Raw genomic sequence first — 10,364 nt, forward strand, 5'->3', positions numbered from 1 at the left:
ATGAAGGGGCGTTAACCGCCCCTTTTAAAGCTTATTCAACTAAGATGACTACTTTGTATTCAACGCTCTAATACGGCTCGCAAGCGAATACAAACGAATAAACCCTTCCGCATCTTTTTGATTATAAACATCATCTTCGCCAAAAGTCGCAAATGCTTCTGAGTACAAGCTATTCGGTGAGCGTTTTTTAACAGCCTGTGCTTGCCCTTTGTAAAGCTTAATCACCACCTCACCATTGACCAACTTAGCTAATGGTTCAGAAGCACCAAGTAACGACTCGCACAACGGCGTAAACCAACGGCCATCGTAGACCAAATGAGCCATTTGAGCGCCAATTTGCTCGCGCCACTCGCGGCTACTCTTATCTAATACTAACTCTTCGACGGCGCGCAATGCAGCAAACATCACTGTGCCACCGGGTGTTTCATAGCAGCCACGAGATTTCATGCCAACAAGACGGTTTTCAGTAATATTGATTCGACCGACACCATGAGCCCCAGCAATGCTATTAAGCTTCATCAATGCATTGTATGGTGACAAAGCTTCACCATTCACCTTAGTGATGCGGCCAGCCTCAACTTCAACGGCAACATACTCTGGTTCATTCGGGGCTTCTTCTGGCGCAACAGTCATGGTCCACACGCCCTTACTTGGCTCGTTCCATGGATCTTCTAGTTCGCCCCCTTCATGGGATATATGCCATGCGTTAGCGTCACGGCTATATATTTTGGTGGCTGAAGCTGTGGTTTGAATATTACGTTCGGCAAGATAGTCGAGTAGATCTTCCCGGCTCACCACCTCCCATTCGCGCCACGGCGCAATCACTTTTAAGTCAGGAGCTAGCGCAGCAAAGCAACCCTCAAAACGCACCTGATCATTGCCTTTGCCTGTACAACCATGGCATACCGCATCGGCACCAACTTTGCGAGCAACTTCCACCTGTGCTTTAGCAATAATGGGCCGTGCCATTGAGGTTCCTAATAGATAAGTTCCCTCGTAAATAGCGCCTGTAGCGATCGTTGGATAGATATAGTCAGTTACCAACTCCTCTTTCAGGTCAACGATGTAGCACTCTGATGCCCCCGATGCGATGGCTTTGTCATATAGCCCTTCAAGTTCCGCATCGCCTTGGCCGACATCGGCACAGAAAGCAACAATTTCGCAATCATCATAGGTTTCTTTTAACCAAGGGATAATTGCCGAGGTGTCGAGTCCGCCTGAATACGCGAGTACCACTTTTTTAACTGAAGACTTACTTGTATCAATCGCCATCTTTTGTTTCCTAATTTCGATATCTTATCTCGTCAATAACCTTAGACGAGATATTGAATATAAAGTGTTTATTAACCTAACAGTTTTACCAATACCGCATTTTGTGCATGCATGCGGTTTTCAGCTTGTTGCAAAATTAAAGAGCCAGTGCCATCGACAACCTCAGCAGTCGCTTCAACTTCTCGGTATGCGGGCAGACAGTGCATGAAAAACTTAGCACCAACTTTATCCATCAATGCTTGGTTTACTTGATACGGTGCAAATTTTGCTTTTATCTCATCTAAACTTGCGTTGTCGCCCATTGAGATCCAGGTGTCAGTGTAGATCGCATCTTGGCCTGATATCTGCTCAATGTCTGATGTCAGCATTAAGCTGCCACCGTTTTCAGCAGCAATAGCTTGCGCCTCAACAACAACCTGCCCATCAGGGAAGTGTCCTTGCGGACAGACAACGGTCATGGTGGCCCCTAACAGCGCAGCACCATACATCAGCGAGTGAGTCACATTATTGCCATCACCCACATAAGCTAACTTCACCTTGCTAAGATCATCAAACTGTTCAGATAGGGTTAGGAAGTCGGCAAGCCCTTGGCACGGATGATACATATCCGATAACGCGTTAATTACGGGCACAGTGCCATGTTCAGCTAACTGCTCAATCGTCGAGTGGGCAAAAGTCCGCGCCACAATGGCATCAGCCCAACACGAAATATTTGCAGCAAAATCAGACACTGGCTCGCGCTTACCTAGTGCGCCATTTTGCTGATCCAGATAGAGGCAGTGCCCACCCAGTTTATTAATTCCGATATCAAAACTCACCCGGGTTCTCAGCGATGGCTTTTCAAATAACATCACCACACTTTTACCATCTAACGCCTTGCGATATTGAGCCGGATTCGTCTTGATCTCTTTGGCGAGTGAAAGGATCTCTAGCAGTTGTTGCTTACTCAACGCTTTAATTGATAATAGATGGTTCATGTTCTAGCTCCTGCAAAATACTCTGAATTCAATCAATGGGCTTAGTCTGGCAATACCTGCGTGCCAATAGCCTCACCTTTCACTAAGGCGTTAAGTTGCTCTGCATCACGCCAAGAGGCAACCTGAACAGGCTGTCCCATCCACTGCGCAACTTCTAGTGCGGCCTCAACCTTTACCTTCATCCCTTTATCGATCACTCCCAATTTGGTGAGTTCATCGGAATGGGTCTTGCTTAGAGATTGGATTAACTGGCCTTTACCGTCGAGGACACCGCTCACATCTGACAACAAAACTAACTGACCATTGACCAGTTTCGCGATAACCGCCGCAGCTTGATCAGCATTAACATTAAGCAGTTGCCCCAATTCATCAATCGCGATTGAGCTCACTATTGGCATCCAACCTTTTGCCAAGATGAAGTTCAAATAAGCCGCATCGTTAGGCATAACCTCACCCACAAAACCTAGCTGTTCATTTTTAATTTTGGCAGTAACAATGTCGCCATCACCTAAACTCATGCCAACACAGGTGATTCCCGCCTTAACTGCTGCACCCTGCAACAACTTATTAGAGGTCCCCGCCAACGCGCCCACCACGACAGGGATCTGTTCCGCAGGTGTCACTCTTAAACCATCTAGCTTCTGGGTCACCATGCCATTAGCAGTTAACTGCTCATCGACAAAGCATCCTCCGCCATGGACCATTATCACTGACTGCCCCTTGTTTATCATCGCAGCCGCAGCGCTCATCAACCTCGCCATGCCCATTTCACACTGGAGCAATGCACCACCAACTTTAAGTACTAAGGGCTTTTTCTCTAATGACATTATGCTGCTCTCTTTTACTATAAACATTACAAACCAAAATGAATCTTTATGCACTGATGAGCTTGACTTGCTGCGCCCTTCATCAGATTATCGATAGCACTTGCCGCCACCAAATAGCCTGTGCTCGCGTCAAACTTCCATCCAACAAGGCAATTAGGGGTATTGACCACATCATCTATCTTAGGAAATTTATTTTGGCTAACATGGACGAGTGGAGAGTCATTATAAATCGCATAAGCTTGAGCGATATCCGCCTCTGTGACACCGGGCTTTAACTGCACCGTGATAGTTGCTAATATCCCACGCTTAAAATTACCTAGATGTGGGGTGAAAATAACCTCTTGGCCCAATTGAGTCGCAATTTCTGGCTGATGACGATGCCCGAGTACTCCGTAAGGCGTCAGACTCACCTCACAAAAGCTGGTATGCAGCTGCGCTTTTCTACCAGCGCCAGTCACACCGCTCACCGCATTAATAACTGGCAAGTTTTCTGTCATCAATGACTTCAAAGGCTTAAGCGCAGTTAAAGAGGCGGTCGGATAACAACCTGGTACCGCAATCATCTTACTATTGGCGATATCTTTAGCGTTCCATTCGGCCAAACCATATACAGCATTAGCCAGAGTGTCAGGGTATTGATGCTCAAAACCATACCACTTCGGGTATTGCTCAATATCAGTAAAACGGTAAGCACCACTGAGATCAAAGACCGCCAAACCTTGCTCATAAAACCAAGCAGCTAAATGTAAGCTTACGCCGTGATCTGTAGCCAAAACCACTGCGTCCGCTTGCGCCACTATTTGTAACTTGGCGGCATCAGTCAGAGGTGAAAGACAGGTATTGATATGGCAGTACATTGGGTATAGCTCCGCAAGGCTTTTGCCTTTATCCAAGCTATTTTCAGACACATATAAACCTTGAATGGCAAGGTTTTCATCCGCTTTAATCAATGCTGTGATCTGTGCGCCGGTGTAACCACTGGCACCGATGATGGCGATGTTTTTCATACTTAATGACTTCTATTAATTAACAACAAAAAGAAAAAGAGAGGGGGCACTACTTAAGCCCTGGTAAAAAATACCAATAATGACAAGTTTATCGTCGCAGGAAGTTGTTACATCTAGCCTTATAGTTAGTTTTAAGTGTGAAATATTCATTTTTAATCTCAGTGTCAAACCACGAATCAAGGCGTTTGCCTCAGTTGCGTTCAAGATTACCATGATAAATTAATTATGCAAATATTTTGAATTAGTATTTATAGTTTTTTTATTGTAAATAGCCAGTACGACCAACGTGACGGCAAATACAATCACATTCGTTCATCATCATTTAGCCTGCATACTGAGGTAGCCATTCAGACCAAAAACAGTTTGCTATACACCCTGTTGTCTCCAGCATTACAGATATACAATGCGCAAAATCACAACGAATGGTAGGCAGCGAGTGATGTGGAACACATAAGCTTATAATATCGAGAAGAAGGATATTGACCTAGCACCGACAGGCTAGGTATTGTGGTTGATTAAACTTTAGGTATGGAGCAATTATGGCTGATATGTACGCCTCGTTACGATCAAATGTGGGTACCCTTGGGCAGATCCTTGGAGACACAATTCGCACGCATTTGGATGAGCCATTTTTAGACAAGATTGAGCAAATTCGCCATTTAGCTAAGAGTTCCCGCCAGGGTAACGATGACGCTCGCGAACAGATGCTAACACTCCTTGCTGCACTGCCTGATGATGAACTGGTTCCTTTTGCTAAAGCATTTAACCAATTTCTCAATCTGGCTAATATCGCGGAGCAGTTTCATACCATTAGTCGTAATTGCGACGAACTCGTCTGTGTGCCAGACCCTGTAGAGCAGTTGCTGGGACGAATGCTAAGTGGTCCGGTTAATCAAGAGAAGATGCTTGAGTGTTTAGAATCACTCGATATCGACTTAGTGTTGACCGCGCACCCGACCGAAATATCAAGACGTACCTTGATTCAGAAATACTCTGCAGTAGTCGACAGCCTGCAAACACTAGAGAACCCTCAACTCACTGAACGGGAAAAAAAGCAGCATCATTTGCGGCTACGACAACTTATCGCACAGATTTGGCATACCAATGAAATTCGACATGAGCGCCCAACGCCAGTGGACGAAGCAAGGTGGGGCTTAAGCACCATCGAAGCCTCTTTATGGCAAGCGGTACCCGACTTTCTACGCCAGCTAAATGAACAAGTCGAGGAGCGTACAGGAAAGCAGATCCCAACCGATATTGCGCCCGTTCGCTTTTCAAGTTGGATGGGGGGAGACAGGGACGGTAACCCATTTGTTACCGCAACAGTGACCCAAGAGGTGCTGGACAGAAATCGCCATACAGCGGCACGCCTGTACCTCAAAGATGTTGTTCTGCTCGTCAATGAACTCTCGATGGAAGAAGCTAACGATGAACTATTGGCATTGACCAACAATAGTCACGAACCCTATCGAGATGTACTACGCAGCCTTAGACACAAGTTAAGAAATACCATCGACTATCTCAATGAGCGCCTAGAAGGGCACAACCCAGAGACAGACGTAAAAGAGCTTATCTGGCATAAAGATGATTTAGAAGTGCCTTTAACACTGCTGTATAAGAGTTTGACTGAATCTCGGATGAGCCTGATTGCCAACGGCCTGCTCCTCGACATGTTGCGTCGCCTGGCCTGTTTTGGTATCCACATGTTGCGTCTGGATATCAGACAAGACGCCCAACGCCATAGTGATGTGATTGCCGAGCTGACCCGCTACCTAGGCATGGGGGATTACAATCATTGGGACGAAAGTGAAAAACAGGCATTCTTATTACGAGAACTTACGGGTAAACGACCGCTAATCCCTCACAACTGGCAACCCAGTGATGAGGTGGCCGAAGTGCTTAAAACTACCGCTCTTGTCGCGAGTCAACCAGCGCAAGCATTGGGCTCCTATGTCATCTCTATGGCAAGCCAACCGTCAGATGTACTTACGGTCCTGCTGCTACTTAAAGAAGCGGGCTGCCCACACCCTATGCGTGTGGTGCCGCTGTTTGAGACCTTAGATGATTTAAACAACTCGGCAAATTGCATGTCAGCCCTGTTCGCCATTGATTGGTATCGAGGCTACTGCAAAGGCGTTCAAGAAGTGATGATCGGTTATTCTGACTCAGCCAAAGATGCTGGCGTCATGGCCGCAGCTTGGGCGCAATATAGAGCCCAAGAAACACTCGTAGAGATATGTAAACAAGCTGATATCAAACTAACCCTATTCCATGGCCGTGGTGGCACCATAGGTCGCGGCGGTGGACCAGCTCACAAAGCCATCTTATCTCAGCCTCCAGGCTCCGTAGACGGGCGTATACGTGTTACCGAACAGGGTGAAATGATCCGCTTTAAATTTGGCCTGCCCAAATTAGCGGTGCAAAGCCTCGCGCTTTACACCTCTGCGGTGATGGAGGCGACATTGTTACCGCCGCCAGCACCGAAACCTGAATGGCGTGATGCCATGGAGCGTCTTGCCCAAGACTCTGTGCAAGCCTACCGTGCTATCGTCCGCGAAGAACCTGACTTTGTGGCCTACTTCCGCGCAGCGACTCCTGAAGTTGAGCTAGGAAAGTTGCCGCTAGGCAGTCGGCCTGCTAAACGTCGTGTCGATGGTGGCATTGAAAGCTTACGAGCCATCCCTTGGATCTTTGCTTGGTCGCAGAACCGTCTAATGCTGCCAGCTTGGTTGGGTGCGGGTGAAGCACTGCAGGCCGCAACGGGACGAGGTGAGCTTGAGTTGCTACAAGAGATGGAAAAAAGCTGGCCGTTTTTCGAAACGCGTATTTCTATGCTTGAGATGGTTTACGCCAAAGCCGAACCAAACTTGGCTAAATACTATGAAACTTGTCTTGTACCAAGTGAGCTACATCATCTAGGGGAGGAGTTACGTGCTCGCATGGCATCTGGTATTAAAGCTGTGCTTGCCTTAACCGAGTCAGCTTCATTGATGTCCCATACGCCTTGGAACCGAGAGTCGATTGAATTACGCAACCCTTATATCGACCCGCTTAACTTTTTACAGGCGGAACTGCTCGCCCGTACTCGTAAGGATGAAGCAGCAACAAGTAATGTCGAGCTAGCTTTAATGCTAACAATCGCTGGCGTCGCAGCAGGCATGAGAAATACCGGCTAATGATAAAACATTTGCTCATAATCGCTACCCTGCTTGTATTGACTGGCTGTGTCAGTCAATACAGCATCACAGAGAAAGCGTTAGCCAACTACCTCAACAATGAAATTCATTTCGAAGTCAAAGAGGGTAACCAACTCTTTGGTATCGAAATGAAGGTCAATGATGTTGACGTTCGCTTGGGCCATAAAACAGATACCATGGCTATCGAAGCACATAGCACCATTAAGATAAGAAACCCTCTAGTGCCTATCAAAGCCCAGCTCACAGCACAATTTGAAGCAAAGCCTTGGTATGATGCCAACACGCATAGCGTTTATCTGCGAGATCTCAACTTAGTGAAGGTAGAGTCATCGCCCAAAGAGATAGAAAACACACTAAAATCAGTTGCCCCACAAGTCATGAGCTTTTTAACTCACTTTCTAGCAACACAACCCGTATATGTGTTGGATATCAAAGAGAGTAATCAAGCCCTCCTAGCGGAGATGACTAGACGTATTGAAGTACAACCAGGGAAACTGAAATTAATATTTAAAGAGTAGTGCCACGTAATGGCACTATCATCCATTACTTAGTAAAACGTGCGTAAGAAGCGTAATCGACAATAACGGGCTCATCATCCAAAGCGCGCCTCAACATGTCATACGCCACGGCAGAACTGAGCTGTCGTACTAATTCCCGTGAACGGGCAGGAAACTTTAACATCTGGCTATAGACCCCTTTTGACGTAGCCAAACCAATAGCAACTGTCCCGACAGGTTTTTGATCGCTTCCCCCATCAGGACCCGCAATGCCACTTGTCGCTAACCCATAATCACTGCCAATTAACGTCCTAGCGCCTTCAGCCATCTCCTCTACTGTCGCAATAGAGACTGCACCATGATCATCTAATGTCTGAGGATTAACACCAAGCACAGCCACTTTTGATTCATTACTGTAGGTCACCAAGCCATGATGAAGATAGGCTGAACTCCCTGGGAAAGCCACCAGACCACTGGTGATCAATCCTCCCGTACAAGATTCTGCAACACTTAAGCTTTGAGCTCCCTCCAGCAACCGCTCATGAACAACTTGTGCAAGTGAACTGCGTTCCTCAGCGACAATAACATTTCCTAATAGGGTCTTTACAAGAGCGACGATATTAGCAAGACTTCCAATCGCTTCTTCACCACGAGCAAATAGCTTTATTTCGATATAAGGCATAAAGGAGCGATAGCCTACAGTTATACCCTCCGGCAGGTCGATTTGTGTGAGCTTATCGGCTAATGACGACTCACCATACCCTAGCGTCAACAGCTTGCGCACTGACACTTCAACATGCTCATTTGTTTGTGATTGTACAAAAGGAATAAACTGCTCATTCACCATGCGCTTAAATTCAAAAGGCACACCAGGCGTGAAGTATAGCCAAGCTTGGTTAAGTTTTACTCTAAACCCGCACGCGGTACCTACGGGATTATCAACCATCACAGCCGATTCTGGTAACATTGCCTGCTTAAGATTACTGACAGGCATCACACGGCCATTACGTGTAAACCACTCCTCCAATCTCAACCGCCAAGGTGTACATTCCACCAACGGCTCTCCTTTAGCCAACGCCATCGCTTCGGAGGACATATCATCACTTGTTGGACCAAGCCCACCATTAACCAAAATGATATCTGCATGATGACTACGCTCCTGAAACACTGCAATAAGATCATCCAAGCGATCTCCGACAGTAATGCGTTGCTGCATCTCAATACCTTGGTTCATCAATGCATTAGCAGCCCACGCAGCATTGGTATCTATAATCTGTCCAGACAGCACCTCTTCTCCAGTGCAAATCATCTCTATTTTCATAACTATCCCTTGGGACCTTGTACTAATCTTGCCCTAAGGTAGGCAACACAAGATTCAATAGCAACTTTTTTCCAAACAATCCCTTAAATCCCACTAGACATAGGTTCTATCTACGTATCATCCACCATTGTTACAAAGCACAAACAACACTCCAAACTCGTCCAATCTATTCAATACGGTAAACAAAATGAAAAATCATGTTTATAAAACTGTTCTAATGGTTGTTATATGTGTATCAGCCATAAACGCCCATCCTTCCGTTGACATATTTTTGAAAATTGATGACATTGAAGGTGAAAATCAAGATAGTCAGCATCAAACGGAAATAGACCTACTAGTCAGGTCTTGAGCGTAAGTAGCGATTCACGAAGAGTCTGTATAAAAGATCTTAGCATCACTAAATTTATTGATACCGCCTCACCCAAAATGCTAATGAATCATGTAACACATACTCGATATCCAACAGCAAGGTTAACAGCGGAATCAGATCAACAGAGTATATTGTCATTGACCTTAGCGATGCATGGGTATCCAGACTGTCCACAGGAGGTTCTGGCGGGGAAGACCGACTAACAGAAAAGGGAACGTTGAGCTTTGAGGAGTTAACCTACAGCTACACGCCACAAAAACAGAGATGGCAGTAGCGGTGACGTGATTTCATCCACGATATCTAGCCAACAGTGTAAATAAATTCGATTAAGTTGATAACCATGAATATTGCGACGCTGTAATTTTATGATCGAAAAGCCTCAGCGTAACTAGAGCACACCTTTTACTCATCAAAATAAGCCGTGACGCCAAACGAATAAAGCTCAGCACTTCAGATGAGGCTTACGTATTAATGGCTGCGGAGCGGACTTGTTCTTATCTAGAGACAAACCCGCGTCCTCGGTGAGACAGCCCGACTACCTCTAATGAAAGCCCTAAAGCTCCATATATGGAGTGAATACTAAAATTTGTCTGGAACAATTTCAGTCCAACTGAACGACGAAGTGCATGATACACAAAGGTCATGTCGACCATGGATGGTCAAAAGTGACCGCTCCGTCAGCAAGGAGTTACCTATTTAACCTTGTACAGTCATGACCATGTCTCTGAAAAACAGACATGAAAAAGCCCTAGCATTGTTGCTAGGGCTTATCGTAATGTTTGTGGGCAAGTGTGGCCATAGACACAAGCATACGAGCGCGAAGCTTTAGCGTAGCTGGGGTGGATTTATCCGTGACGCCATAACGAAAAAAGCCTCTGCATTGCTGCAGAGGCTTT

General features: G+C 46.1%; 8 protein-coding genes. 3 read left to right on the top strand and 5 right to left on the bottom strand.

Features of this window, described 5'->3' with window-relative positions; genetic code table 11:
- Positions 1–48 precede the first annotated feature (48 nt).
- The 4 genes from L876_RS0115550 to argC all read right to left on the bottom strand — a co-directional run bounded on the left by L876_RS0115550 (position 49) and on the right by argC (position 4,083).
- Complete coding sequence (locus L876_RS0115550) at positions 49–1,272, bottom strand: argininosuccinate synthase (RefSeq protein ID WP_028764644.1); 1,224 nt, start codon at positions 1,270–1,272, stop codon at positions 49–51.
- 71 nt (positions 1,273–1,343) lie between these two features.
- Complete coding sequence (locus tag L876_RS0115555) at positions 1,344–2,249, bottom strand: ornithine carbamoyltransferase (protein ID WP_028764645.1); 906 nt, start codon at positions 2,247–2,249, stop codon at positions 1,344–1,346.
- Positions 2,250–2,290: 41 nt separating this feature from the next.
- Positions 2,291–3,076 carry an acetylglutamate kinase gene (argB, locus tag L876_RS0115560; protein ID WP_028764646.1) on the bottom strand — a complete coding sequence of 262 codons (786 nt, stop codon included), beginning with the start codon at positions 3,074–3,076 and terminating at the stop codon, positions 2,291–2,293.
- Between the two features lie 26 nt (positions 3,077–3,102).
- Complete coding sequence (argC, locus tag L876_RS0115565; protein ID WP_028764647.1) at positions 3,103–4,083, bottom strand: N-acetyl-gamma-glutamyl-phosphate reductase; 981 nt, start codon at positions 4,081–4,083, stop codon at positions 3,103–3,105.
- Between the two features lie 539 nt (positions 4,084–4,622).
- Between argC and ppc the strand changes: the two genes are divergently transcribed.
- Together ppc and L876_RS0115575 are read left to right on the top strand one after the other, a co-directional pair.
- The gene (gene ppc, locus L876_RS0115570) at positions 4,623–7,259 is read left to right on the top strand and encodes a phosphoenolpyruvate carboxylase (protein WP_028764648.1); all 2,637 of its coding nucleotides are present in this window, start codon (positions 4,623–4,625) and stop codon (positions 7,257–7,259) included.
- The gene (locus L876_RS0115575) at positions 7,259–7,798 is read left to right on the top strand and encodes a YceB family lipoprotein (RefSeq protein WP_037428978.1); all 540 of its coding nucleotides are present in this window, start codon (positions 7,259–7,261) and stop codon (positions 7,796–7,798) included. The genes ppc and L876_RS0115575 overlap by 1 nt, the downstream gene beginning before the upstream one ends.
- A gap of 25 nt (positions 7,799–7,823) precedes the next feature.
- Here L876_RS0115575 and L876_RS0115580 read toward each other — a convergent pair whose 3' ends face one another.
- Complete coding sequence (locus L876_RS0115580; RefSeq protein ID WP_028764650.1) at positions 7,824–9,098, bottom strand: CinA family nicotinamide mononucleotide deamidase-related protein; 1,275 nt, start codon at positions 9,096–9,098, stop codon at positions 7,824–7,826.
- A gap of 345 nt (positions 9,099–9,443) precedes the next feature.
- On the opposite strand from L876_RS0115580, the gene L876_RS23310 reads away from it, so the two are divergent.
- Positions 9,444–9,671, top strand: coding sequence for a type VI secretion system tube protein Hcp (locus tag L876_RS23310; RefSeq protein ID WP_081730730.1), 228 nt, complete (start codon positions 9,444–9,446; stop codon positions 9,669–9,671).
- The last annotated feature ends 693 nt before the right edge of the window (positions 9,672–10,364 follow it).

Origin of the sequence: Shewanella colwelliana ATCC 39565, assembly GCF_000518705.1 — a bacterium.
Taxonomy (GTDB): Bacteria; Pseudomonadota; Gammaproteobacteria; order Enterobacterales; family Shewanellaceae; genus Shewanella; species Shewanella colwelliana.

Bases quoted from the DNA above. Each gene is read 5' to 3' on its own strand.
- L876_RS0115550 (WP_028764644.1), bottom strand. From the start codon at position 1,272: ATGGCGATTGATACAAGTAAGTCTTCAGTTAAAAAAGTGGTACTCGCG.
- L876_RS0115555 (WP_028764645.1), bottom strand. From the start codon at position 2,249: ATGAACCATCTATTATCAATTAAAGCGTTGAGTAAGCAACAACTGCTA.
- argB (WP_028764646.1), bottom strand. From the start codon at position 3,076: ATGTCATTAGAGAAAAAGCCCTTAGTACTTAAAGTTGGTGGTGCATTG.
- argC (WP_028764647.1), bottom strand. From the start codon at position 4,083: ATGAAAAACATCGCCATCATCGGTGCCAGTGGTTACACCGGCGCACAG.
- ppc (WP_028764648.1), top strand. From the start codon at position 4,623: ATGGCTGATATGTACGCCTCGTTACGATCAAATGTGGGTACCCTTGGG.
- L876_RS0115575 (WP_037428978.1), top strand. From the start codon at position 7,259: ATGATAAAACATTTGCTCATAATCGCTACCCTGCTTGTATTGACTGGC.
- L876_RS0115580 (WP_028764650.1), bottom strand. From the start codon at position 9,098: ATGAAAATAGAGATGATTTGCACTGGAGAAGAGGTGCTGTCTGGACAG.